23 protein-coding genes are annotated in these 22,843 nt (G+C 72.9%); 7 read left to right on the forward strand and 16 right to left on the reverse strand.

All coding sequences use genetic code 11. From position 1 onward, the window contains the following. Positions 1–22: 22 nt before the first annotated feature. Positions 23–955: a Ppx/GppA phosphatase family protein gene (locus tag B4K29_RS05490; protein WP_286966580.1), complete on the reverse strand. Its 933-nt coding sequence runs from the start codon at positions 953–955 to the stop codon at positions 23–25. Between the two features lie 42 nt (positions 956–997). Between B4K29_RS05490 and B4K29_RS05495 the strand changes: the two genes are divergently transcribed. From B4K29_RS05495 to B4K29_RS05520, 6 genes are all read left to right on the forward strand, one after another. Beyond that, the gene (locus tag B4K29_RS05495; protein ID WP_286955269.1) at positions 998–1,846 is read left to right on the forward strand and encodes a hypothetical protein; all 849 of its coding nucleotides are present in this window, start codon (positions 998–1,000) and stop codon (positions 1,844–1,846) included. A gap of 6 nt (positions 1,847–1,852) precedes the next feature. Beyond that, positions 1,853–2,617, forward strand: a complete 765-nt coding sequence (locus B4K29_RS05500; protein ID WP_029212744.1) for a class I SAM-dependent methyltransferase — start codon at positions 1,853–1,855, stop codon at positions 2,615–2,617. Between the two features lie 58 nt (positions 2,618–2,675). Beyond that, complete coding sequence (gene radA, locus B4K29_RS05505; RefSeq protein WP_286966581.1) at positions 2,676–4,049, forward strand: DNA repair protein RadA; 1,374 nt, start codon at positions 2,676–2,678, stop codon at positions 4,047–4,049. 193 nt (positions 4,050–4,242) lie between these two features. Next, the gene (disA, locus tag B4K29_RS05510) at positions 4,243–5,301 is read left to right on the forward strand and encodes a DNA integrity scanning diadenylate cyclase DisA (RefSeq protein WP_286966588.1); all 1,059 of its coding nucleotides are present in this window, start codon (positions 4,243–4,245) and stop codon (positions 5,299–5,301) included. 45 nt (positions 5,302–5,346) lie between these two features. Then, positions 5,347–6,240, forward strand: coding sequence for an A/G-specific adenine glycosylase (locus B4K29_RS05515; RefSeq protein ID WP_286966582.1), 894 nt, complete (start codon positions 5,347–5,349; stop codon positions 6,238–6,240). A gap of 64 nt (positions 6,241–6,304) precedes the next feature. Further along, entirely contained in the window at positions 6,305–7,165 is an 861-nt protein-coding gene (locus tag B4K29_RS05520) for an SGNH/GDSL hydrolase family protein (RefSeq protein ID WP_286966583.1), read from the forward strand. 475 nt (positions 7,166–7,640) lie between these two features. Here B4K29_RS05520 and B4K29_RS05525 read toward each other — a convergent pair whose 3' ends face one another. The 8 genes from B4K29_RS05525 to lysS form a co-directional block, all read right to left on the reverse strand. Beyond that, positions 7,641–8,192, reverse strand: a complete 552-nt coding sequence (locus B4K29_RS05525) for an amino-acid N-acetyltransferase (protein WP_286956051.1) — start codon at positions 8,190–8,192, stop codon at positions 7,641–7,643. A 294-nt stretch (positions 8,193–8,486) separates the two neighbouring features. Beyond that, a complete protein-coding gene (locus B4K29_RS05530) occupies positions 8,487–11,039 on the reverse strand; it encodes an ATP-dependent Clp protease ATP-binding subunit (protein ID WP_239262189.1) in 2,553 nt (850 codons plus the stop codon). 171 nt (positions 11,040–11,210) lie between these two features. Further along, positions 11,211–11,954 (reverse strand): nicotinamide mononucleotide transporter, encoded by a 744-nt coding sequence (locus B4K29_RS05535; RefSeq protein ID WP_286966584.1) that lies wholly within the window; start codon positions 11,952–11,954, stop codon positions 11,211–11,213. A gap of 47 nt (positions 11,955–12,001) precedes the next feature. Continuing rightward, entirely contained in the window at positions 12,002–12,400 is a 399-nt protein-coding gene (locus B4K29_RS05540; RefSeq protein WP_019286491.1) for a DUF4440 domain-containing protein, read from the reverse strand. An 8-nt stretch (positions 12,401–12,408) separates the two neighbouring features. Next, the gene (locus B4K29_RS05545; RefSeq protein WP_286966585.1) at positions 12,409–13,146 is read right to left on the reverse strand and encodes a (2Fe-2S)-binding protein; all 738 of its coding nucleotides are present in this window, start codon (positions 13,144–13,146) and stop codon (positions 12,409–12,411) included. Positions 13,147–13,181: 35 nt separating this feature from the next. Then, the gene (locus B4K29_RS05550) at positions 13,182–13,508 is read right to left on the reverse strand and encodes a histone-like nucleoid-structuring protein Lsr2 (protein WP_239262195.1); all 327 of its coding nucleotides are present in this window, start codon (positions 13,506–13,508) and stop codon (positions 13,182–13,184) included. A gap of 105 nt (positions 13,509–13,613) precedes the next feature. After that, a complete protein-coding gene (locus B4K29_RS05555; protein WP_019286493.1) occupies positions 13,614–13,799 on the reverse strand; it encodes a hypothetical protein in 186 nt (61 codons plus the stop codon). A gap of 39 nt (positions 13,800–13,838) precedes the next feature. Then, a complete protein-coding gene (lysS, locus tag B4K29_RS05560) occupies positions 13,839–15,383 on the reverse strand; it encodes a lysine--tRNA ligase (protein ID WP_286956059.1) in 1,545 nt (514 codons plus the stop codon). A gap of 109 nt (positions 15,384–15,492) precedes the next feature. On the opposite strand from lysS, the gene B4K29_RS05565 reads away from it, so the two are divergent. Beyond that, on the forward strand, positions 15,493–16,095 hold the full coding sequence (locus tag B4K29_RS05565) for a hypothetical protein (protein ID WP_019286495.1): 603 nt from the start codon (positions 15,493–15,495) through the stop codon (positions 16,093–16,095). A 2-nt stretch (positions 16,096–16,097) separates the two neighbouring features. Here B4K29_RS05565 and B4K29_RS05570 read toward each other — a convergent pair whose 3' ends face one another. From B4K29_RS05570 to B4K29_RS05600, 7 genes are all read right to left on the reverse strand, one after another. Next, a complete protein-coding gene (locus tag B4K29_RS05570; protein WP_286956062.1) occupies positions 16,098–16,580 on the reverse strand; it encodes a DUF3180 domain-containing protein in 483 nt (160 codons plus the stop codon). Then, entirely contained in the window at positions 16,574–17,479 is a 906-nt protein-coding gene (gene folK / locus B4K29_RS05575) for a 2-amino-4-hydroxy-6-hydroxymethyldihydropteridine diphosphokinase (RefSeq protein ID WP_286966586.1), read from the reverse strand. Before folK ends, B4K29_RS05570 begins: the two co-directional genes overlap by 7 nt. Beyond that, on the reverse strand, positions 17,476–18,519 hold the full coding sequence (folP, locus tag B4K29_RS05580) for a dihydropteroate synthase (protein ID WP_313535238.1): 1,044 nt from the start codon (positions 18,517–18,519) through the stop codon (positions 17,476–17,478). The genes folK and folP overlap by 4 nt, the downstream gene beginning before the upstream one ends. Further along, on the reverse strand, positions 18,516–19,088 hold the full coding sequence (folE, locus tag B4K29_RS05585) for a GTP cyclohydrolase I FolE (RefSeq protein ID WP_286956069.1): 573 nt from the start codon (positions 19,086–19,088) through the stop codon (positions 18,516–18,518). Before folE ends, folP begins: the two co-directional genes overlap by 4 nt. 1 nt (position 19,089) lies before the next feature. Next, positions 19,090–21,162: an ATP-dependent zinc metalloprotease FtsH gene (gene ftsH, locus B4K29_RS05590; RefSeq protein WP_029212522.1), complete on the reverse strand. Its 2,073-nt coding sequence runs from the start codon at positions 21,160–21,162 to the stop codon at positions 19,090–19,092. 187 nt (positions 21,163–21,349) lie between these two features. Then, positions 21,350–21,901, reverse strand: coding sequence for a hypoxanthine phosphoribosyltransferase (gene hpt, locus B4K29_RS05595; protein ID WP_029212523.1), 552 nt, complete (start codon positions 21,899–21,901; stop codon positions 21,350–21,352). 67 nt (positions 21,902–21,968) lie between these two features. Next, on the reverse strand, positions 21,969–22,843 hold an 875-nt coding region (locus B4K29_RS05600; RefSeq protein ID WP_286966587.1), incomplete at its 5' end, for a tRNA lysidine(34) synthetase.

Below are 22,843 nucleotides of genomic sequence, written 5' to 3' on the forward strand. Positions count from 1 at the left end.
GTCGAGCCTAGCCTCGCGGGGACTACTCCATGCGCATGAGGTCCAGCTCGTTGAGGATCACGCCCTCGCGCAGCGCCCACGGGCAGATCTCGAGACGGTCGACGCCGAGCAGGTCCATCGACGCCTCTCCCACCATCGCGCCGGCGAGCAGCTGGTGGGAGCGGCCCGCGGAGACGCCCTGCAGCGCCGCGCGGTGGGCGGCCGGCATACCGGCCAGGCGCGGGACCAGGTCGGCGAGGGCGGCGCGCTCGAGGTGCCGCTTGGCGTGCAGGCCGTCGCTGGCGGGGGCCGCGCCCAGGACCCGGGCGAGGGTGCGCATCGTCTTGGAGGTGCCCACGGCGAGGTCGGGCTCGCCGGCCTTGGTCAGCTCGCGCATCCCGCGGGCGATGGTGGCGCGGATCTGCTTGCGGGCCTCGCGGACCTGCTCGGTCGACGGCGGGTCGCCCTGCAGCATCGTGCGGGTCACGCGGCCCGCCCCCAGCTCGAAGGACATGGCCACGTCCGGGTCCTCGTCGATGCCCGAGGCGATCTCCAGCGATCCGCCGCCGATGTCGACCATCAGCAGCTTGCCGCTGGACCAGCCGAACCACCGACGCACCGCGAGGAAGGTCAGCCGCGCCTCCTCCTCGCCGGTGAGGATCTGCAGGTCGGCGCCGGTGCTCTCGCGCACCATCGACAGGACGCCCTCGCCGTTGCCCGCCTCGCGGATCGCGCTGGTCACGAAGCCCATCACGCGCTCGACGCCCTGGTCCTCGGCGATGCGCAGGCACTCCCCCGCGAATCGCTCCAGCGAGCGCACGCCCTGCTCGTCGATGTGCCCCTGGTCGTCGGTGTGCTCCGAGAGCCGCAGCTCCATCTTGTGGCTCACGGTCGGGAGCGGCCGGGCTCCCCAGTGGGCGTCGACGACGAGCATGTGGACCGTGTTGGAACCGATGTCGATGACTCCGAGGCGCATGGGGGCGAGCCTAGTGGGAGCCGGCGGCACTAGGCTTGAGGGATGCCCGAAGTCCCCCTCGACATCCCCCGCGTCTGGATCGAGTTCACCGATCCGGCCGACGCGGAGCAGCGCTTCCGGTGCGACCTGACCTGGCTGACCTCGCGGTGGACCTGCATCTACGGCAACGGCTGCGCCGGGGTGTATGCCGAGCGCCCCGACGACGGCTGCTGCACGCTGGGCGCCCACTTCACCGACGCCGACGACGTCGCCCGGGTGCGGCGCGTCGCCCGGCGGATGCCGCCCGAGCGCTGGCAGCACCGGTCGACCGGCCTGTCCACGACGCCACGTGGCACCCGCAAGGGCGAGGAGCCCCTCGAGGGCTGGCTCGAGCGGGAGGACGGCGAGCTCAAGACGCGTGTGGTGGACGGCGCCTGCGTCTTCCTCAACCGCCCGGGATTCCCTGGGGGACACGGCTGCTCGCTGCACCAGTGGGCCGTCGAGCACGGCGAGGCGCCGCACACGGTCAAGCCCGACGTGTGCTGGCAGCTGCCGACCCGCCGGTCCTACCGCACCGTCGAGATGCCTGACGAGACCAGCTATCTCGAGATCTCCATCGGCGAGTTCGACCGCCGCGGTTGGGGCCCCGGCGGTCACGACCTCGACTGGTACTGCTCCGGCAACCCCGAGGCGCACGTCGGGCGCGAGCCCGTCTACCGCTCCAACGAGGGCGAGCTGCGAGAGCTGATGGGCGATCTCGCGTACGACGAGCTGGTGATCCGGTGCGAGGCGCACCTCGCCGCCGTCAAGGCGGCCCGCGCCACCGGGGCCCGCAAGCTGCTGCCGCTGCTCGTGCACCCGGCCACCCTGGAGGCCCAGGGCGAGGGCGCGGTCACCAAGAAGCGTCGGTGAGCGGCTTTGCCCGACAACGACATCCGCGACGGGTGGGTCGAACCGTCCGCGGATCGGCTTGCGGCTGAGGCGATCCCGTCCCCCAACATCTGGAACGACCCGGACGCGTACGAGATCGAGAACGCCGGCGTGGACCCGGACGGCGCCATCGAGGCGGCAATGAGGTCCGTCCTGGGCGAGGCCGGCCGGACGGGCTGGGCGGGCTGCGACGTCCTCGACGTGGGGTGCGGATCCGGCTATCACCTGCCAGGTCTCGCGGCGACCGCGGACACCGTGGTGGGTGTGGAGCCGCACGGGCCGCTCGTCATACGAGCCCGAGAACGGTTGTCCCACCTGGGGATCCGCAACGCGTCCGTGGTGGAGGCAGGCGCCCAGGCGCTCCCCCTGGCGGACGGCTCGATCGACGTGGCGCAGGCGCGCTGGGCCTACTTCTTCGGCGCCGGGTGCGAGCCCGGCCTCGCCGAGCTCGAGCGCGTGATCCGGCCCGGGGGAACGGCTTTCGTGATCGACAACGACGCGACGCGGTCGACCTTCGGCGCGTGGTTCCGGCGCGCGTGGCCGACCTACGACCCGCTCGCGGTCGAGCGCTTCTGGCGGCGGCAGGGCTGGACGGCCGAGCGCGTCGACATGCGGTGGTCGCACCGGTCGCGCGACGACCTGGAGCGCGTGGTGCGGCTGGAGTTCACGCCGCAGATGTCGGACTGGATCCTGGCCCGGCACGGCGGGACCGAGGTCGACTACGCGGTCAACGTCTGGTGGCGCCGCTTCTAGCGACCCGCGCTGCGAGGGCCTGAGGGGGTGTGTCGGTGCCCGCGTCTAGGTTGGGACCATGGCCAGACCCGCGACCAAGACCACCAAGGCGACCTACCGCTGCTCCGAGTGCGGCTGGACGACGCCCAAGTGGGTGGGCCGGTGCGGCGAGTGCCAGGCCTGGGGGTCCGTGAGCGAGATCGGCGCCGTCTCCATCCGCACGGCCGCCGCGACCCACGTGGAGCGGCCGGCGGTGCCCATCGGCCAGGTCGACGCGCGACGCGCCGAGGCCCGCTCGACCGGGGTCGGCGAGTTCGACCGGGTGCTGGGCGGCGGACTCGTGGCGGGCGCCGTGGTGCTCGTGGCGGGCGAGCCGGGCATCGGCAAGTCCACCCTGCTGCTCGACGTGGCGGCGCAGGTCGCGCAGGCCGGCGGCACCGTGCTCTACGTCAGCGGCGAGGAGTCCGCGGCCCAGGTGCGCGTGCGCGCCGAGCGGATCGGCGCCATCGCCGACCGCCTCTACCTGGCGTCCGAGACCGACCTGTCGACGCTGCTCGGCCAGGTCGAGGCGGTCAAGCCCGACCTGCTCGTGGTCGACTCGGTGCAGACGATCAGCTCGGTCGAGGTCGACGGCTCGGCGGGCAACGTGTCTCAGGTCCGCGAGGTCGCCGCCAGCGTCATCGCGGCCGCCAAGCGCCGGCACATGGCCACCCTGCTCATCGGGCACGTCACCAAGGACGGGTCCATCGCCGGGCCCCGCGTGCTGGAGCACCTGGTCGACGTGGTGGTGCAGTTCGAGGGCGAGCGCCACAGCCGGCTGCGGCTCGTCCGCGCCGTCAAGAACCGCTACGGACCGACGGACGAGGTCGGCTGCTTCGACCTGTCCGACGTGGGCATCGTCGGCCTGGCCGACCCCAGCGGGCTCTTCCTCTCCAGCCGCGACAGCGAGGTCCCCGGCACCTGCGTCACCGTCACCCTCGAGGGCCGGCGACCGCTGGTCAGCGAGGTGCAGGCGCTGATGGACCAGACCACCGCGACCAACCCGAGGCGCACGACCAGCGGCGTCGACCACAACCGCACAGCGATGACCCTGGCCGTCCTGCACAAGCACGCCGCCCAGCCCGTCGACAAGCACGACGCCTACATCGCCACCGTCGGCGGCGCCCGCCTCACCGAGCCCGCCGCCGACCTGGCCGTGGCGATCGCCATCGCGTCCTCCCTCCTCGAGAAGCCCGTCCCCTCCGGCACGGTCGCCTTCGGCGAGGTGGGCCTGGCCGGCGAGGTGCGCCAGTGCACCGGCCTGCAGCGCCGCCTGATGGAGGCAGCGCGACTGGGCTTCCGGCGCGCCATCGTGCCGGCGGGCACCCGCGCCCAGGGCCAGCTGCCCGACGGGATCCAGGTGCTCGAGGTCACCCACGTGGGGCGGGCGGTGGGGATCGCGCTCGACCTGTGACGAGGACGACCCCACCTGACGGACGGATACCCCGCGTGTTCGCCCGTCGACGCCGCTTGCGCCGTTAGGATGATGCGGGAGCAGTGCAGGCGATCCCCGCCGCACGCTGCGTCGAGCGCGGGCACCGACCGGGCTCGGGCGCAGGCTCTGACGACGAGGAGTGATCGTGGACGGCCGCCCGGACGACGACCTGATGCTGACCGCCCTCGCTGCCGTGGCCCCCGGCACCGACCTGCGCGACGGGCTCGAGCGCATCCTCCGCGGCCGCACCGGCGCCCTGATCGTGCTGGGCAACGACAAGCTCGTCGACCAGATCGCGACCGGCGGCTTCCCCATCGACATCGAGTTCTCCGCGACCCGCCTGCGCGAGCTGGCCAAGATGGACGGCGCCATCGTCGTCACCAAGGACCTGAGCCGCATCGTCAAGGCCGCCACCCAGCTGCTGCCCGACGCCTCGATCGAGACCAGCGAGTCCGGCACGCGGCACCGCACCGCCGAGCGCGTGGCCAAGCAGACCGGCTACCCCGTCATCTCGGTGAGCCAGTCGATGCAGATCATCGCGCTCTACGTCGGCGGGCAGCGCCGCGTCATCGAGAACTCCTCCGCGATCCTGTCGCACGCCAACCAGGCCCTCGCCACGCTGGGCCGCTACAAGGCCCGGCTCGACGAGGTCACCGGCACCCTCTCCGCCCTGGAGATCGAGGACCTGGTCACGGTCCGCGACGTCATGGCGGTCCTGCAGCGCCTCGAGATGGTCCGGCGCATCAGCGAGGAGATCGAGGACTACGTCGTCGAGCTCGGCACCGACGGCCGGCTGCTGTCCCTGCAGCTCGAGGAGCTCACCCAGGGCGTCGGCAACGACCGCGAGCTCGTCATCCGCGACTACCTGCACGAGGCCGCGGTCGCCGCCGACCACCCCGTGCAGAACGGTCTGGCCGAGCTCGCCGCCCTCACGACGCCCGAGCTCATCGACCTGCAGATCGTGTCCCGCGCCCTGGGCTTCTCCGCCTCGGCCGACGTGCTCGACCAGGCGGTCAGCCCGATCGGCTTCCGCCTGCTGTCCAAGATCCCGCGCCTGCCGGCCACGATCGTCGACCGTCTCGTCGACCACTTCGGCTCGCTGCAGCGGCTGCTCGCGGCCAGCCTCGAGGACCTCATGGACGTCGACGGCGTCGGCGAGTCCCGCGCCCGCGCGGTCCGCGAGGGCCTGTCCCGCCTGGCCGAGTCCAGCATCCTCGAGCGCTACGTCTGACCCTGACGGCGGCCCGCAACGACCGCGGGCCCGTCATACGACCTCATGAGCGACGACCACGGCGACCTCGGCGACCTGCACGAGCCGATCCTCGGCTGGTATGCCGACCATGCCCGCGACCTGCCGTGGCGCCACGACGACTGCTCCGCGTGGGGCGTGCTCGTCTCCGAGGTGATGCTGCAGCAGACCCCCGTCGCGCGAGTGCTGCCCGTCTGGCTGGAGTGGATGGAGCGCTGGCCCACGCCCCGCGACCTCGCGCGCGCCCCCGCCGGTGACGCTGTGCGGGCGTGGGGGCGGCTGGGCTACCCGCGTCGGGCGCTGCGCCTGCACCAGTGCGCCGTCGCCATCGTCGAGCAGCACGGGGGCGAGGTGCCCGCGACCGAGGCCGAGCTGCTCACGCTGCCCGGCGTGGGGACCTACACGGCGGCGGCGGTCGCGTGCTTCGCGCACGGGGAGCGCACCGTCGTCGTCGACACCAACGTCCGTCGCGTGGAGGCCCGGGCCGTCACCGGCGCAGCCCTGCCCGCCGCCGCCCTCACCCGCGCCGAGACGGCTCTGTCCGCGACGCTCGTCCCGGCCGACCCCGAGGTCGCCCGCGTCTGGAACGTCGCCGTCATGGAGCTCGGCGCCCTGGTCTGCACCGCCCGCAGCCCCCGCTGCCCGGACTGCCCGGTGGCTCACCTGTGCGCGTGGCGGCTCGCGGGCTCGCCGGCCTATGACGGGCCGGCGCGCAAGGGACAGGCCTGGGAGGGCACCGACCGGCAGGTGCGTGGCGCGATGCTGGCGGTGCTGCGCGCCGCCGACGGCCCCGTGGGTCTCGCCGACCTGGCGACGGCCTGCCCCGACGACGAGGTCCGGCGCATGCGCTGCCTCGACGGGCTCGTGACGGACGGCCTCGTCGAGCCACTCGGACGCGGCCGGTTCACGCTCCCGCGCTGATCCGCGCGCCGGATCCTCGGCGCAGACCTCCCCGCGACGGCCGTCGTGGGGAGAGGATGGCCGTATGCCGATCCCCATCGCGCCCCGCAAGATCGACGTCCCGTCCGTGCGGCGGGCCCTGCACCGAGGCATCGCCGCCAGGGCTCCCAAGCTGCACGCCCCCGAGGGCGCCGAGTCCGGGCTCGCCCGCCCGACCGGCGCCACCGGTGCCGACGGAGTGGGCGCTGCCGGTGTCGGCGCCGCCCATGTCGGCGCCTCCGGTGTCGACACTGACGGCGTCGACCGGGTCAGCCATGGCGCCGGTGACGCTCGCCAGCTGGTGCAGCTCGTGGTGCTCGGCGAGTCGACGGCTCTCGGCATCGGCTGCGACGAGCCGTCGCAGATCCTCGCGGCCCAGCTCGCGCAAGTGCTGGCCGACCGCGAGGGCCGCGACGTGGCCTGGCGGACGCTCGCGGCGGACGACGCCACGGCGGACTACTGCACGCTGCACCTCGTGCCCCGCCTCGAGGCCGAGGCAGAGGCAGGTCGCGCCCCCGTCGACGTCGTCGTCATCGCCATCGGCGTCAACGACCTGCTGCGTGGCCACCGCCCCGGGCGGTTCGCCCGCGACGTGGAGGCCCTGGTCAACCGCACCCGGGCAGTCGCACCCGACGCCGCGATCGTGATCTCCGGCCTGCCCGAGCCCCGCTCCATGCCGCTGCTCCCCCGCCCCGTCGCGTCCCTGCTCGGCCTGGCGGCGGGACGTCTCGACGGGGTCCTGCGCGACGCGGCCCGCCGTCATCGCCTGACCCACGTCCCGGTCTCGCACCTGCCCATGACGCCGGACGACCTCGCCGCGGACGGCTTCCACCCCGGTCCGGCCGCGTGCCGGGTCTGGGCCCAGCAGCTGGCCTCCGGCATACCGGCGCGAAACGCCCGAAACTGACCCGTCAGGGCAGCCCAAGCCCCCACCACCGCCCGCACCCGCCCGAAACTGACCCGCCAGGGCAGCTCGAGCCCTCGCCGCGGACGGCTTCCACCCCGGTCCGGCCGCGTGCCGGGTCTGGGCCCAGGAGCTGGCCTCCGGCATACCGGCGCGAAACGCCCGAAACTGACCCGTCAGGGCAGCCCAAGCCCCCACCACCGCCCGCACGCACCCGAAACTGACCCGTCAGGGCAGCTCGAGCCCTCGCCAGGCCCCGCACCCGCCCGAAACTGACCCGTCAGGACAGCTTGAGCCCCCACCACGCCCGCACGCACCCGAAACTGACCCGTCAGGGCAGCCCAAGCCCCCACCACCGCCCGCACGCACCCGAAACTGACCCGCCAGGGCAGCTCGAGCCCTCACCAGGGCGGTTGGACCCATCCACGCGCCCCGACGGGTCACTTCTTGCCGACGCGAAGATCGCCGTCGGCGGAGCTCAGAGGTCGACGAGCATCCGGATGTTGCCGAGGGTGTTGGGCTTGACCCGGTCGAGGTCGAGGAACTCCGCGGTGCCGGCGTCGTAGGAGCGCACCAGCTCGGCGAACACCTCGTGCGTGACGGGGGCGCCCTCGATGACGCGGAAGCCGTAGCGCGCGAAGAAGTCGACCTCGAAGGTCAGGCAGAAGACCCGCGAGACCCCGAGGTCGCGGGCGTCGGTGAGCAAGGCCGTGACGAGGCGGCCGCCGATCCCGTGCCCGGCCGCCTCCTCGGCGACGGCGAGGGTGCGGACCTCGGCCACGTCCTCCCAGAACACGTGCAGCGCACCGCAGCCCACGACGACGCCGTCGATCTCGGCGACCCGGAACTGCTGCACCGACTCGTAGTAGGCGACGGAGTCCTTGGCGAGCAGGATGCGGCGCTCGGCGTAGACCTGGACGAGGCGGCGGATGGCGTCGACGTCGCTGGTGCGCGCCCGGCGCACCACGACGGTCACCTCGCTCGCGTCCGGCGCCCCCACGACGTCTCCCCGCTGCGTTGCCTCGCTCATCCGACCCAACCTAGACCTCCGGCCAGCTCGGCGCCGTGGCTCGTCACCCTCTGGACCGGGACGCGGGGCTTGGGGGCGCCGCGGACCCGCCGCCGGCAAGGCCGAGAGGACGCGCATGCGGTGAGGCACGGCGTGTCGCGAGACGTCGTGACCGCTCGGTGCGGTGGCGGGCGCTTCCGGCCTACCTCGCGGGTATGCCGCGGGCCGGCCACCTCGGTGGGTGGCCGGCCCTCGCCGGTGTGCTGCCTCGACCCGGGACGCAGGCGGCGCTGCGCGATCCCGGTGCCGGGACGGTCAGCCCTCGGTGCCGGTGCTCTCGCCGCGGTCGTGACCGCCGTCGAGCGCCACGTCGAGCGGCGGCAGGTCGGGGACGTCGGAGCCCTTGGTGCCCTCGAAGGTGAACTGGGCGTCCTTGTCGGCGCCGTCGGTGTCGACGAGGATGATCTCGCCGGCTCCGATCTCGCCGTAGAGGATCTTCTCCGACAGGACGTCCTCGATGTTGCGCTGGATGGTGCGGCGCAGCGGGCGGGCGCCCATGACCGGGTCGTAGCCCTGCTTGGCCAGCAGCTCCTTGGCCGCGGGCGTGAGCTCGATGCCCATGTCCCGGTCCTTGAGCCGCGTGTCGAGGCGGGCGATGAACAGGTCGACGATCTGGACGATCTCGTCCTTGGTGAGCTGCGGGAAGACGATGACGTCGTCCACGCGGTTGAGGAACTCGGGGCGGAAGTGCTGCTTGAGCTCCTCGGAGACCTTGGACTTCATCCGGTCGTAGCTCGTCGAGCTGTCGTTGCCGGCGGTGAAGCCGAGCGAGACGCCCTTGGAGATGTCCCGGGTGCCGAGGTTGGTGGTCATGATGATGACGGTGTTCTTGAAGTCCACGACCCGGCCCTGGGAGTCGGTCAGGCGGCCGTCCTCCAGGATCTGCAGCAGGGAGTTGAAGATGTCGGGGTGGGCCTTCTCGACCTCGTCGAACAGCACGACGGAGAACGGCTTGCGGCGGACCTTCTCGGTGAGCTGGCCGCCCTCCTCGTAGCCGACGTAGCCGGGGGGCGAGCCGAACAGCCGCGAGGCCGTGTGCTTCTCGCCGAACTCGGACATGTCGAGCTGGATGAGGCTGTCCTCGTCGCCGAAGAGGAACTCGGCGAGCGCCTTGGCGAGCTCGGTCTTGCCGACGCCCGTGGGGCCGGCGAAGATGAACGACCCACCGGGACGGCGGGGGTCCTTGAGCCCGGCGCGGGTGCGGCGGATCGCCTGGGACAGCGCCTTGATGGCGTCGTCCATGCCGACGATGCGCTTGTGCAGCTCGTCCTCCATGTGGAGCAGCCGCGAGGACTCCTCCTCGGTGAGCTTGAACACCGGGATGCCGGTCGAGGCCGCGAGGACCTCGGCGATCAGCTCGTCGGTCACCTCGGCGACGACGTCCATGTCACCGGACTTCCACTGCTGCTCGCGCTCGGCCTTGGCCTCGACGAGCTTGCGCTCGTCGTCGCGCAGGGCGGCGGCCTTCTCGAAGTCCTGGCCGTCGATGGCGGCTTCCTTCTCGCGGCGCACGTCGGCGATCTTGTCGTCGAACTCTCGCAGCTCCGGCGGGGCGGTCATGCGCTTGATGCGCAGGCGCGCACCCGCCTCGTCGATCAGGTCGATCGCCTTGTCGGGCAGGAACCGGTCGTTGATGTAGCGGTCGGCCAGGTTGGCGGCCGCGGCGAGGGCGGTGTCCGTGATGGACACGCGGTGGTGCGCCTCGTAGCGGTCGCGCAGGCCCTTGAGGATCTCGATGGTGTGCGCGAGCGTCGGCTCGGCCACCTGGATCGGCTGGAAGCGGCGCTCGAGGGCCGCGTCCTTCTCGATGTGCTTGCGGTACTCGTCGAGGGTGGTCGCGCCGATGACCTGCAGCTCCCCGCGCGCCAGCATGGGCTTGAGGATGCTGGCGGCGTCGATCGCGCCCTCGGCCGCGCCGGCACCGACGAGGGTGTGGATCTCGTCGATGAACAGCACGATGTCGCCGCGGGTGCGGATCTCCTTGAGGACCTTCTTGAGGCGCTCCTCGAAGTCACCGCGGTAGCGCGAACCAGCGACCAGGGCACCGAGGTCGAGGGTGTAGACCTGCTTGTCCTTGAGGGTCTCGGGCACGTCGCCGCGCACGATGTCCTGGGCCAGGCCCTCGACCACGGCGGTCTTGCCGACGCCGGGCTCGCCGATGAGGACGGGGTTGTTCTTGGTGCGGCGGGACAGCACCTGCATGACCCGCTCGATCTCCTTGGCGCGCCCGATGACGGGGTCGAGCTTGCCGTCGCGGGCGGCCTGCGTGAGGTTGCGGCCGAACTGGTCGAGGACCAGCGAGCCGGCCGGGGTGCCCTCCTGGGCGCCGGTGGTCGAGCCGCCGACGCCGGCCCCGGCGGTCTCCTTGCCCTGGTAGCCCGACAGCAGCTGGATGACGGTCTGGCGCACGCGGTTGAGGTCGGCGCCGAGCTTGACCAGCACCTGCGCCGCCACGCCCTCGCCCTCGCGGATCAGGCCCAGCAGGATGTGCTCGGTGCCGATGTAGGAGTGGCCGAGCTGCAGCGCCTCGCGCAGGGAGAGCTCGAGGACCTTCTTGGCGCGCGGCGTGAAGGGGATGTGGCCGGTGGGGGCCTGCTGGCCCTGGCCGATGATGTCCTGGACCTGCTCGCGCACGGCCTCGAGGGAGATGCCGAGGCTCTCGAGAGCCTTGGCGGCCACGCCCTCGCCCTCGTGGATCAGGCCGAGCAGGATGTGCTCCGTCCCGATGTAGTTGTGGTTGAGCATGCGCGCTTCTTCTTGCGCGAGCACCACGACTCGTCGGGCCCGGTCGGTGAACCGTTCGAACATCTGGGTTGTCTCCTCGCTATCGAGATGCCTCGATGCTATCTGCGCCTCCCGGCAGACCGTGCGTGATGGGACGCACCGCCGGGCACGTCCCGCCGTGCGGCGCGGGACTTGACGGTGTCAACGCCACCGACGTGCGTGGTGTTCCGTGCTCAGGGGCCGGTGTGTTCGCCCTCAGCGGACGGGATCGGCGCCGTGGGCGACCTGGCCGTATGCCGGACGCCCGGCCTCACGGCCGGGGAGCCGCGACCAGGCGCGCCAGCCCCACACCGCCAGGGCGACCATGAGCAGGCTCTGCACCCCGCCGGGGGCGGCCTGGGAGGCGATGGCGGAGGTGGTGTAGCCCCCGCCGTCGGTGATGCGCGTGGCGGCGACCGCCAGAACGACGACCAGCACCAGCTGCACGGCGCCGGCGGCTCCGAGCAGCGCGAAGCCCGCCCGCCAGCGCTCGGCGAGGGCGGCCAGCCCGACGAGGGTGGCCGTGGAGGTGAGGGTCGTGCAGACGACGGCCAGGAACATGCCCGGCCCCGCAGCGAGGGTGACGGTCTCGACGAGGCCGGGCACCACGACGAGGACGACCAGGGCGACGACCGCGACGAGACGCGTGCGGGTCCGTCGGTCGGGCGTCTCGGGCAGGACACCCCGTCCGGACGCCGTCCGGGCGTCGGCGCCCCACTGGCGCGTCCCGTGCACGGCGATGGCGCCCAGCCCGAGGGTGAGGAGCGCGAGCGGCAGGGTGTGCCGCACGTCCCGGGCGAGGTCGAAGGAGGACCCGAGCCCGGCGAGGATCCGGACCAGCGCGACGACGGCGACCAGCCCGAGGGCCCACCAGCCGGACTCGCGCCGGAGCACGAGGAGCCCGACCGCGAGGAGCATCAGCACCCCGGTGAACAGGCCGGTGATCTCTGCCAGCAGCATGGACCGACCCTAGCGGGCGGTGGATCGAGCCGGGGCGCGCCGCGCCCTCAGTCGCGGATCGGGGTGGCCTGCTGGTGGCGCAGCTGCCAACCGTGCTCGGTCTGCAGCCACACCGAGGAGCGCCAGGACGCGCGGGACGACCGGTGCGCGCGGTAGGTCACGAGGACCACCCCGGGCGCCAGCAGCTCCGCCTCGAGCCGGTCGACGGTCAGCGAGCTCGTCGAGTCCTCGACCGGGGCCTGGAGCGCGGTGCGGCGGTCGTAGACCTGGCCGCTGGCGGCGTACTCCGCGTAGTAGTCGTGCAGGAGCGGCTGGACGCCGTCGACGTCCCCGCGCATGTTGGGGTCCAGGAGCTTCATCTCGAGCTCGACCACCTGCTCGAGGTCGGAAGTCTGGTCGGAGGCCTGACCGTCGGCTCGGCCGTCGGGGTGGGTCGGGACGGACATGGAACTCCTCACGGCGCGAGGGGGCGCCGGGCCGAGCGGGTCGCGCGGGCGCGACGGGGACAGGTGGAGCAGGTGCTCGCTCCCGGGAGAGCGTAGATGAAGCAGCAGGAGGCTCGCAGCCAGTCCCGGGGGCCGTCGCCCGCGCGGGCGAGCAGCGGGCTGCCCGCAGCGGCGGCGGCACGCTCCGTCGCGACGTGCCACAGGTCGTCGACCATCCCCAGCCGCTGACGGCTCGACATCTTGACGCCGGGCGCGGCGTACGAGCCGGCCACGGGCTCGGCGTGGCGCCGGTAGGACTCCTCGGCCCGCCGGAGGCGCACCGGCTGCGAGGCCACCGTCTGGTGCCCGGCCGTCGCGGAGAGGCGGACGCGAGCGGGATAGCCCTGCGTCGGGTGCGGCTCGATCACCACCGCTCCCGGGGAGACGTCGAGCACCCAGGGACCGATCGCGGCGGCGTAGGCCGCGGGGTGGGCGAGGGCGTCGAGGTACCACCCGAGGACGAACGTGGCGGCGACGTGCGGCGGCTGCCGATGGCCGTACGCCCGCGCCCAGCCGCCGTCCACCCGCTCGCGCCAGGCGTCCAGCGCCTGCAGCCCAGCCTCGGAGCCGGCCGCCACCTCGCTCGTGTCGATCTGGGGCCCGGACGACGCATCGCCCGGCCCGGACACGAGGTCGAGCCAGGCGATGCGGGACGAGACGAGGTCGCAGGCGAGCTCCAGCTCACCGCCGGCCAGCGGATAGCCCATCGGTGTCAGCGCTGTCGCGAGCTGCGCGGCTGCGGTCAGTGCGCGGCGTCGTAGGCCTTCTGCAGCTCGGAGGAGACGCGGCCGCGGTCGGAGACCTGGAAGCCGTTCTGGCGGCCCCACTCGCGGACGTCGTTGAGGTTGTTGCGGCCACCACCGGAGGACGGCTTGCGACCCGTGGTCTTGCGACCGCCGGAGCGGCGGGCGTGCCCGACCCAGGTGGCGAGGTCGTCGCGCAGCTTGCGGGCGTTGTCCTCGGACAGGTCGATCTCGTAGGTGACGCCGTCGAGGGCGAAGGTCACGGTCTCGGCCGCGGCGCCGCCGTCGATGTCGTCCTCGAGAATGACCTGGATGCGCTGAGCCATGTCGGAGCTCCTTCGTCGTGGGAGGGAAAAAGAAATAGATCCACCCATGAACATAGAGGAGATTACCGATCGCCGTCAAAAGCGACGATGAATGGCGCGCGCGCCCTAAGCCCTTCCGTCGCGATCCTCCACGGAATTGCGCGCCGAGATCTCCTGCTCCCTTTCCCACTGAGCGTGAGCAATTCGCTCTCGACGGTCACCCTCGAGGATGTTCTTCATCACGTGCCAGAAGATGAAGAGCACTCCCACGGTGGGCGCCAGCGCGATGAAGACCTTCCAGAGCATGTCCATCAGAAACCTCTCGTCGATCAGGGTGTCGTGCGGCGTCGCTCAGGCCTGCGGCTTGAGGTGCGGAAAGAGAATGGTCTCGCGGATTCCCGTGCCGGTGAGGAGCATGATGAGCCGGTCGACGCCCATGCCGGTGCCGCCCATCGGGGGTGCGCCGTACTCCAGGGCCCGCAGGAAGTCCTCGTCGAGCTCCATCGCCTCGTCGTCCCCGCGCGCGGCCAGCGCGGCCTGGGCCGTGAGCCGCTCGCGCTGCACCACCGGGTCGACGAGCTCGGAGTAGGAGGGGGCGAGCTCGACGCCGCCGACGATGAGGTCCCAGGCCTCGACCAGGCCGGGCTCGGTGCGGTGGGCCCGGGCCAGCGGACGCACCGACTCGGGGTAGTCGCACACGAACGTCGGCTGCAGGAGCGTGTGCTCGACGAGCTGCTCGAACAGCTCGAGGATGATCTCGCCCGCCCCCCAGGTGGGCTTGAGCGCGATGTCGCGAGCCGCGGCGAGGCGACGCAGCCGCTCGGCGTTGTCCGGCGTCTCGTCGGGGTGGATCTCCTCGCCCAGCGCCTGACCGACGCCCTCGCAGATCGGCAACCAGCGCCACTCGCCGGACAGGTCGATCTCGCGGCCGCGATAATCCGTCAGCGAGGTGCCGCGGCCGGTCGCCTCGGCGGCGTCCAGGATGATCGTGCGGGTGCGGTCGGCGGCGGTGAACTGGTCGCCATAGGCCTCGTAGAACTCGAGCTCGGTGAACTCCGGGGAGTGGGTCGAGTCGACCCCTTCGTTGCGAAAGACCTTGCCGATCTCGTAGACGCGGTCCACGCCCCCGACGACGGCGCGCTTGAGCCACAGCTCGGTGTAGGCGCGCAGATTCATGTCGATGTCGAACGCATTGAGGTGGGTGGTGAACGGAGAAGCCGCACCACCGTGGCTGAGGTTGAGGATCGGGGTCTCGACCTCGACGAACCCGAAACCGTCCAGGGTGCTGCGGATCGAGCGCAGCACCGTCGCGCGCAGACGCACCATGTCGCGCGCCTCCTGACGGACGATCAGGTCGGCATACCGCTGCCGGACCCGGGTCTCCTCGGACAGGTCCTTGTGCAGGGTCGGCAGGGGCCGCAGCGCCTTGGAGGCCATGACCCAGGTGGTCGCCATGACCGAGACCTCGCCGCGACGGCTGCGCACCACGTGGCCCGTGACGCTGACGTGGTCGCCGAGGTCGACGTCGGCCTTCCACGCGTCGAGCTGGTCCTGGCCGACCTCCGCGAGGCTGAGCATGACCTGCAGCCGGGTGCCCTGGCCCTCCTGGAGGGTCGCGAAGCAGAGCTTGCCGGTGTTGCGCTGGAAGACGATGCGTCCCGTCACCGAGACGACGAACTCCTCGCCGGTCGGCTCGTCGCCGGCCTCGAGGGGCTCGCCGAGGGCGGCGGCCTCGGCCAGGGAGTGGGTGCGCGGCACGGTGACGGCGTATGGCGCCATGCCCCGCTCCAGCAGCCGCTCGCGCTTGTCGCGGCGGACCCGCATCTGCTCGGGCACGTCACTCTCGGGGGCGGCGGCGTCGGGCTGGTGGGGCGGCTGCTCGGGCGCGGAACTCATGCCCCCAGCGTAGTCGCGCGGGCCTGGACTCCATGCCTATCGTCCTGCGCGCCGCCTTGGGTCCGGGGGCGGTCACCGGGGACACTGTCCGGGACGAAAGGACCCCCGTATGCCGTCTCGCCCCGCCACCCGTCGCCCGCGCACCGTCGTCCTCCCCCTGACTGCCGGCGTCGGCGTGCTGCTGTCCGGCTGCACGGCCCTGTCCAGCGGCTACGCGCCCCCGGTCACCGTGACGGTGACGCCGACGGTGACGGTGACCGGCGCTGCGGCGGCCCCCAAGCCCGCGGCGACGCCGACCCCCAGCGCGACGGCGACCCGCGCGGCCGGGGTGACCAGCCAGGTCCGCGGTCGCGCCTTCGACCTGGGCAAGATCACCGCGGTCGCGATGAACGGCCAGACACCGGTGCTGACCTTCGACCGCTGGACGGTGCGCGGCCGGTCCGACGGCTCGGTGGGTCGTCAGGGCGTGGACCTGACGCCGCACTCCGGCTCGTTGTACAGCAACCGCAACGCCATCTCGTTCCGCATCCCCGTCGACCCGGCGGCGACCGTCGTCCGCCTGACCTGCACCAGCGAAGGCGCCCCCGCGCAGTCGGCGCCGAGCACCGTCCAGGCGCTCTCGGAGCTGCCCGGCGACCAGGCCATCGTCAAGCTCACGCTGGACGACCAGGGCTGGGCCACGAAGGTCGAGAGCGACCCCGTCTGCGGCTGAGCCTAGGCCGAGGCCTCGGACGGTCCGGGCGGGTCCTCGTCGAGCCGGCACCAGGACTGGCCGACGAGGCCGGCGGCCACGAGCAGCACCCCGCAGGCCGCGACGGCGAGGGCGGCCGCGGCGTCGGAGCCGAGGCCCTGCAGCGCCAGCGCGGCGCGTCCGACGAGGGCGTGCGCGACGCTCCACCCGGCCACGACAGCCCCGGTGAGCGCGGCGGCCTGGCAGAGCACCAGCACCCGGAACCCACGGAGCCCGTCGTGCGGCCCCGAGGCCCGGCGTCCGCGCACCGTGCGGCGGACCGACCAGGCTCCGGCCAGGACCAGGGCGGCGACGAGCAGCAGCGGCAGCGTCGCGAGGTAGCCGACGGGCGGCAGCGCGCGACCGCCCTCGCTCCACCACGACAGCGCGGCGTAGCCGAGGGCGAGCACCAGGACAGCGGCCAGGGCGCAGACGCCGGCGCTCAGCCCGCGGCCGCCCCTCAGCACGACGACTCCTCGGGGCCGCCACGGTGCTGCCGACGACCGGTCGGCCACTCGGGCCCCGGCCGTATGCCGTCCGCCCGGTGCTCGTCCGCGAGCTCGCGCACGAGGCGGCGGCCGCCGTCAGGCACGGTCAGCTGGGCGTCGGGGTCGACGTCGGCCCAGGGCACCAGCACGAACCCGCGCTCGTGGGCGCGGGGGTGCGGGAGAGTCAGCTCGGGGTCGTCGCTGCGGGCCTCGCCGTAGGCGATCAGGTCGAGGTCCAGGGTGCGGGCACCCCAGCGGACCTCCCGGGTGCGGCCGTGCTCGGCCTCGATGCGGTGCAGGCGCTCGAGGAGGGCTCGGGCCGAGAGGCGGCTGCGTCCCACGACGACGGCGTTGAGGTAGGCCGGCTGGTCGAGGCCGCCGACCGGGTCGGTCTCGACGAGGGCGGACCGTCCGGTGACGCGCAGGCCACGGGTGCGGGTCAGGCGGTCGACGGCGGAGGCCAGGGTGGCCGCGGGGTCCTCGAGGTTGGCGCCGAGGGCGATGACCACCGCGACGTCACGTCGGGAGGTCACCGACACGGCGACGTCGCCGAAGGGCACCGCGATGGGCGCGCTGGGCTTGTGCACCGTCACGTCGACGGACTCCAGGAGCAGGTGGTCCTCGAGCAGGCGGGCACCGATGCGCCCCGCCAGGGTCTCGACCAGGTCGTGCGGCTCCCCCGTCACGAGCTCGTGCACGGTCTCGGCGACCTCGGCATAGCTCACGGTCGCCGCCAGGTCGTCCGTGGCGGCGGCGCGTCCGAGGTCGAGGTGCAGGACGAGGTCGACGACGAACTCCTGGCCGAGGACGCGCTCCTCGAGCAGGACGCCGTGCCTGCCCCGGGCGCGCACGCCGGTGAGCGTGATGCGGTCGGTCATGCGGGGCCTCCGGGCGGGCGTGCGGACAAGGATGTCGAGGTCGAGGACGGGCCGGGGGCCGGCACGGAGGTGGGGCGCCGCGACGCGGCGTCCGCCGAGGCGGGGGCGGGCGGCATACCGCCCTGCCAGGCGGCGAGGACCCGCAGGGCGTCGGCGCTGGCGCGCACGTCGTGGACGCGGACGCCCCACACGCCGGCCTGAGCGCACAGCAGGGTGGTGGCGGCGGTCGCGGCGTCGCGCTCGAGGGGCGGACGGGGCACGAGATCCTGTGCGGGCTGGCGGGATTCGCCGAGCGAACCGCCAGCGCCGATCGGGCCGCACGGGTCGCCGGCGCTGATCGGGTCGGCAGGCTGCGCGAGCAGGGACCCCAGGAAGGCCTTGCGCGAGGTGCCGACGAGGATCGGGCGGCCGAGCACCATGAGCTCGTCGAGCCGGCGCAGCAGCGTCCAGTTGTGGGACGCGGTCTTGGAGAAGCCGATGCCGGGGTCGAGGACGACCTGCTCGTCGCGGACGCCCGCCTCGCGGAGCTCGGCCAGCCGCTCCCCCAGCTCGTCGCGCACGTCCGTCACCACGTCGTCGTAGGCGAGGTGGTCCCGCTGCTGCATGGCCGAGCCGTAGGCCCGCCAGTGCTGCACGACCATCGTGACGCCGGTGCGGGCCACGACCTCCCGGATGGCCGGGTCGCCGAGACCACCGCTGACGTCGTTGACAATCGCCGCGCCCGCCTCGACCGCCGCCTCGGCGACCTCCGCGCGCATCGTGTCGATCGACACCGTGACGCCGTGGGCCACCAGGTCGCGCACGACGGGCACGACCCGGTCGAGCTCCTCGGTGACGAGCGGCCGCGTCGCACCCGGCCGGGTGGACTCGCCACCCACGTCGACGATCCCGGCTCCCTGCCGGGCCAGCTCGAGGCCGTGCTCCACGGCGCACCGGGCGTCCAGCCACCGCCCGCCGTCGCTGAACGAGTCGGGCGTGACGTTGAGGACGCCCATCAGCACCGGCCGGCCCGGGCCGTGCTCATGGGGCAGGTCGATCACCCGCGGCCACCGAGCGCGAGCCGCATGGCCTCGGCCCGGGTGGCCGGGTCGTGCAGCTGCCCGCGCACCGCCGAGGTGATGGTGCGGGAGCCCGGCTTGCGGACCCCCCGCATGGACATGCACAGGTGCTCGCACTCGATCACGACGATCACGCCGCCCGGCCGCAGGTGCTCGACCAGCGCGTCCGCCACCTGCGTGGTGAGACGCTCCTGCACCTGCGGGCGGCGGGCATAGACGTCGACGAGGCGCGCGAGCTTGGACAGCCCGGTGACCCGCCCGTCCTTGCCGGGGATGTAGCCGACGTGCGCGACGCCGTGGAACGGGACGAGGTGGTGCTCGCAGGTCGAGTAGACCTCGATGTCGCGCACCATGATCAGCTCGCTGTGGCCGATCTCGAAGACGGCGTCGAGGACCGAGCCCGGGTCCTGGTGCAGGCCGGCGAACATCTCGTCGTAGGCCCGCGCCACCCGCGCCGGGGTGTCGCGCAGACCGTCCCGCTCCGGGTCCTCGCCGATGGCGAGGAGGAGCTCCCTCACGGCCGCCTCGGCCCGCTCCCGGTCGATGGACATGTCAGTGCCCGGGGTCGACCCGGTCGTCGCCGGGGAGCTCGATCACCTGGGTGGGCGGGTACTCGCGCTCGGGGTCGGGGTTGTCCCCGACCTGCTGCTCGACCTGGGCCTCGACCGCCTCGACGGCGCGGGGCTCGCCGGACTGCAGCGCCATCTCCTCGGCCGGGGTCAGCACCGGAGGACGGTCGCTGACGTGCCGGTCCTCGCTGGACAGCCAGACCGGGCGCTCGGGGCGCTTGACGACGTCGGCGAAGATCACGGCCAGCTCCTCGCGGCCGAGCGTCTCCTTCTCGAGGAGCTCGAGGACCAGGCGGTCGAGCACGTCGCGGTTCTCGCCGAGGGCGTGCCAGGCCTCGTCGTGGGCGTACTCGATGAGGCGGCGGACCTCCTCGTCGACGATGCCCGCGACCTTCTCGGAGTAGTCGCGCTGGTGACCGTAGTCGCGGCCGAGGAAGACCTCGCCCTGCTCCTGGCCGAGCTTGATCGCGCCGACCCGCTCGGACATGCCGAACTGCGTGACCATCTTGCGGGCCATGCTCGTGGCCTTCTCGATGTCGTTGGAGGCACCCGTGGTGGGGTCGTGGAAGATCATCTCCTCCGCGACGCGACCGCCCAGGGCGTAGGCCAGCTGGTCGAGGATCTCGTTGCGGGTCGTGGAGTACTTGTCGTCGTTGGGCAGGACCATCGTGTAGCCGAGGGCCCGGCCGCGCGGCAGGATCGTGATCTTGCTGACCGGGTCGGTGTGCCGCATCGACGCCGCCACGAGCGCGTGACCGCCCTCGTGGTAGGCCGTGATCTTCTTCTCCTTGGCCGACATGATGCGGGTGCGCTTCTGCGGGCCGGCGATCACGCGGTCGATCGCCTCGTCGACGATGGCGTTGGTGATCTGCAGGAGGTTGGAGCGGGCCGTCAGCAGCGCCGCCTCGTTGAGCACGTTCGCGAGGTCGGCGCCCGTCATACCAGGGGTGCGGCGGGCCACGGCCATCAGGTCGACGTCGTCGGCCAGCGGCTTGGACTTGGCGTGCACCTGCAGGATGTGGTGGCGGCCGAGCATGTCCGGGGCCTCGACGGCGATCTGCCGGTCGAAGCGGCCCGGGCGCAGCAGCGCCGGGTCGAGGATGTCGGGGCGGTTGGTCGCCGCGATGAGGATGACATTGGTCTTGACGTCGAAGCCGTCCATCTCGACGAGCAGCTGGTTGAGCGTCTGCTCGCGCTCGTCGTGGCCGCCGCCGAGCCCCGCGCCGCGGTGGCGACCCACGGCGTCGATCTCGTCGACGAAGATGATGGCCGGCGCGCTGGCCTTGGCCTGCTCGAACAGGTCACGCACGCGGGAGGCACCGACGCCGACGAACATCTCGACGAAGTCCGAGCCGGAGATCGAGAAGAACGGGACGCCCGCCTCGCCCGCGACGGCGCGGGCCAGCAGGGTCTTGCCCGTGCCGGGCTGGCCGTAGAGCAGGACGCCCTTGGGGATCTTGGCCCCGACGGCCGCGAACTTCTCGGGCTCGACCAGGAACTCCTTGATCTCCTCGAGCTCCTCGACCGCCTCGTCCGCGCCGGCGACGTCGTTGAAGGTCACCTGCGGCATGTCCTTGGTGGCCAGCTTGGCCTTGGACTTGCCGAACTGCATGACCTTGGAGCCGCCGCCCTGCATCGAGCTCATGATGAACCACGCGAAGGCGCCGAAGAGCAGCAGGGGCAGCAGGTAGCCGAGCAGCGCCAGGAACGGCGAGTCCGTCGGCGGCTCCTCGTCGTAGCCCGCCGAGGGCTTGTGCGCGTCGAGGAGCTTGACCAGCTCGGGGCCGCGCGGCTCGATGTAGTGGGCCCGGACGTGCTTGGCGTCCTTGACCTTGCCGCCGGTGTACTCGCTGCCGTCCTTGAGGGTCAGGTCGATGCGGTTGCCGTCGACCAGCTTGGCCGACTCCACCTTGTCCTGCTGGATCAGCTGGACCGCGGCCGACGTGTCGACCTCGCGGAAGTCGGACTGCTGCCCGACCGACAACCAGGCTGCCAGCAGCAGGCTGACGACGACCGCCCACATCCAGGGGCTTCGTGCGATGCGCTTCGCGTTCATGTACGTGCGGGGTGCGACCCCGTCCCTTCCTGATCAAGCGGTTCGGCCGAGGCCGAGGAGTTGAGAGACCGTTGCCGGCACCGAGGGGGACAACGAGCGAGCGGGCTGACGTGTTCCGGCCGGTCCGAGCGCCTGCGAGGGCCTGCGGTGGGCCCGGCGCGCGGCATACGGTCGGCGCGGGCGCCCGTCAGCTGTAGACGTGCGGGGCGAGCAGCCCGATCTCGCGCAGGTTGCGGTACTGCTGGTCGTAGTCGAGGCCGTAGCCGACGACGAACTCGTCGGGGATGTCGAAGCCGACGTAGCGGACGTCGATCGGGACCTTGACCACGTCGGGCTTGCGCAGCAGCGTCATGATCTCCAGCGAGGCCGGCTTGCGGGACTCCAGGTTGGAGCGGGTCCACGACAGCGTGAGCCCCGAGTCGATGATGTCCTCGACGATGAGGACGTGCCGGTCGGTGATGTCGGTGTCGAGGTCCTTGAGGATCCGCACGACGCCGGAGCTCTTGGTGCCCGAGCCGTAGGACGAGATGGCCATCCAGTCCATCTCGACGCTGCCCGGCAGGTGACGCATCAGGTCGGCCATGACCATCACGGCGCCCTTGAGGACCCCGACGAGCAGGACGTCCTTGCCCTGGTAGTCCCGCCAGATCTCCGCGGCGATCTCGGCCAGCCGCTCCTGGATCTGCTCCTCGGTGTAGAGCACCTCGGCGAGGTCGTCGCCCATGTCGCTCGCTTGCACTGCGTCTCCTCGGTCCGGCTCGGTGCGCGTGGTGTCCGTCTGGTCGTCCTCGCGGCCCTGACGACGTTCATTCAACCCGATCGAGCGGCCCGATCACGATCCGACCGGCCCGGCCAGGGGTCCTGGTCGCGGCCAGGTGCCCCGGCAAGGACACCGGGCCCTGCCCCCGCCAGTGTGTCAGGAGCCGGTCCGTCGCGAGGACGTGCGCGGCCGTGAGCGCACCGGAGGGCGCTCCCGCAGCGAGCGCGGCCAGGCGCAGCACACGGGTGCGGACGGCCGCCGGCAGGGTCGCGAGGTCGTGGGCCGGCAGGCCCGTGAGGGCGGGAGGGGGTTGCGGATGGCCGGGGTCCGTCGCGGACTCCACATGCGCAGGCAGCTCGGGTCGGTCGAGGGTCGTGGGCGGCGCGGTGTGCTCGGGGTGCTCGGCCAGCCAGTCCGCGGCCAGGGCGTCCAGCGCGTCGGCGTCGGCCCGCAGCCGGTCGGCCGACCGGGCCAGAGCGGCTCGTATGCCGGGGCCCAGCGCCTCCTCCAGCACCGTCATCGCGCCGCGGGCCCGCACACGGGCGTAGGCCGGGTCGGCGTTGTGCGGGTCGTGCCAGGGCTCGAGGTGGTCGTGCGCGCAGACGGCCGCCGTGTCCGCGCGGGTCACCGCGAGGAAGGGGCGGGCGAGCAGGCCACGGCGCGCCGGCATACCGGCGAGGGAGCGGGCCCCGGACCCGCGGGCGAGCCCGAGGAGCACCTGCTCCGCCTGGTCGTCGCGGGTGTGCGCGAGCAGCACGGCCACCGCGCCGAGGCGCTCGGCCTCGGCGCGCAGCGCGGTGTGGCGGGCGGCGCGCGCCCCGCCCCCCGGCCCCCCCGGGGGGGGCGGGGGGGCCCGGACGCGGCGGGCCCCCACCGGGGGCCGACCCCACCCCCCCCACCGGGCGGGGGGGCGGGGCGCCC

The organism is Arsenicicoccus sp. UBA6765 (assembly GCF_002453335.1).
Lineage (GTDB): Bacteria > Actinomycetota > Actinomycetes > Actinomycetales > Dermatophilaceae > Arsenicicoccus > Arsenicicoccus bolidensis.

Excerpts from the sequence above, each read along its gene's own strand:
- folE (WP_286956069.1), bottom strand. The coding sequence starts at position 19,088 with ATGTCCATCGACCGGGAGCGGGCCGAGGCGGCCGTGAGGGAGCTCCTC.
- radA (WP_286966581.1), top strand. The coding sequence starts at position 2,676 with ATGGCCAGACCCGCGACCAAGACCACCAAGGCGACCTACCGCTGCTCC.
- B4K29_RS05540 (WP_019286491.1), bottom strand. The coding sequence starts at position 12,400 with ATGTCCGTCCCGACCCACCCCGACGGCCGAGCCGACGGTCAGGCCTCC.
- B4K29_RS05490 (WP_286966580.1), bottom strand. The coding sequence starts at position 955 with ATGCGCCTCGGAGTCATCGACATCGGTTCCAACACGGTCCACATGCTC.
- ftsH (WP_029212522.1), bottom strand. The coding sequence starts at position 21,162 with ATGAACGCGAAGCGCATCGCACGAAGCCCCTGGATGTGGGCGGTCGTC.
- B4K29_RS05520 (WP_286966583.1), top strand. The coding sequence starts at position 6,305 with ATGCCGATCCCCATCGCGCCCCGCAAGATCGACGTCCCGTCCGTGCGG.
- B4K29_RS05550 (WP_239262195.1), bottom strand. The coding sequence starts at position 13,508 with ATGGCTCAGCGCATCCAGGTCATTCTCGAGGACGACATCGACGGCGGC.
- B4K29_RS05530 (WP_239262189.1), bottom strand. The coding sequence starts at position 11,039 with ATGTTCGAACGGTTCACCGACCGGGCCCGACGAGTCGTGGTGCTCGCG.
- lysS (WP_286956059.1), bottom strand. The coding sequence starts at position 15,383 with ATGAGTTCCGCGCCCGAGCAGCCGCCCCACCAGCCCGACGCCGCCGCC.
- B4K29_RS05495 (WP_286955269.1), top strand. The coding sequence starts at position 998 with ATGCCCGAAGTCCCCCTCGACATCCCCCGCGTCTGGATCGAGTTCACC.
- B4K29_RS05555 (WP_019286493.1), bottom strand. The coding sequence starts at position 13,799 with ATGGACATGCTCTGGAAGGTCTTCATCGCGCTGGCGCCCACCGTGGGA.
- B4K29_RS05525 (WP_286956051.1), bottom strand. The coding sequence starts at position 8,192 with ATGAGCGAGGCAACGCAGCGGGGAGACGTCGTGGGGGCGCCGGACGCG.
- B4K29_RS05515 (WP_286966582.1), top strand. The coding sequence starts at position 5,347 with ATGAGCGACGACCACGGCGACCTCGGCGACCTGCACGAGCCGATCCTC.
- B4K29_RS05545 (WP_286966585.1), bottom strand. The coding sequence starts at position 13,146 with ATGGGCTATCCGCTGGCCGGCGGTGAGCTGGAGCTCGCCTGCGACCTC.
- B4K29_RS05535 (WP_286966584.1), bottom strand. The coding sequence starts at position 11,954 with ATGCTGCTGGCAGAGATCACCGGCCTGTTCACCGGGGTGCTGATGCTC.
- disA (WP_286966588.1), top strand. The coding sequence starts at position 4,243 with ATGCTGACCGCCCTCGCTGCCGTGGCCCCCGGCACCGACCTGCGCGAC.
- folK (WP_286966586.1), bottom strand. The coding sequence starts at position 17,479 with ATGACCGACCGCATCACGCTCACCGGCGTGCGCGCCCGGGGCAGGCAC.
- B4K29_RS05565 (WP_019286495.1), top strand. The coding sequence starts at position 15,493 with ATGCCGTCTCGCCCCGCCACCCGTCGCCCGCGCACCGTCGTCCTCCCC.